Source organism: Thauera phenylacetica B4P, assembly GCF_000310225.1.
Classification (GTDB): Bacteria; Pseudomonadota; Gammaproteobacteria; order Burkholderiales; family Rhodocyclaceae; genus Thauera; species Thauera phenylacetica.
The window spans coordinates 1-500 of sequence record NZ_AMXF01000597.1 but is presented as its reverse complement, the minus strand read 5'-3'; the positions used below and the strand labels follow the sequence as shown (position 1 = coordinate 500).

The following is a 500-nucleotide window of genomic DNA, read 5'->3' as shown; positions in this document are numbered from 1 at the left end:
GCGGGCTGCTGCGCCGCCTGATCGGCGGCCGCGCCGCCACCGCGCCGCACTTCGTCGCCGACGCGCGCGCGCTGCCGCTGCCACGCGCCAGCCTCGGGCTGGTGTGGTCCAACCTGATGCTCCCGGCGCTCGACGACCCGCTGCCCGCCTTCCGCGAGGTGCACCGCACCCTGCAGGTGGACGGGCTGTTCATGTTCTCCACGCTCGGGCCCGACACCCTGCGCGAGCTGCGCGCCGTGCTGCCTGCCGCTACCGGCGAGCGGGTGCATCGCTTCATCGACATGCACGACCTCGGCGACGCGCTGGTGCAGGCCGGCTTCAGCGACCCGGTGATGGACATGGAGATGCTGACCCTGACCTACGCCGAACTCGACGGCCTCTTCGCCGACCTGCGCGCGAGCGGGGCCAACAACGCCGCCCGCGGACGCCCACGCGGGCTCTCGGGCCGCAGCGGGTGGGAGGCCGCGCGCGCCGCCTACGAGCGCCTGCGCCGCGACGGC

General features: G+C 75.4%; 1 protein-coding gene. It reads left to right on the top strand.

The annotated features are described in order from the left end of the window. Positions 1 to 500, top strand: a 500-nt coding sequence (locus C667_RS23875; RefSeq protein ID WP_004392614.1) for a methyltransferase domain-containing protein, incomplete at both ends; no start/stop codon positions are given.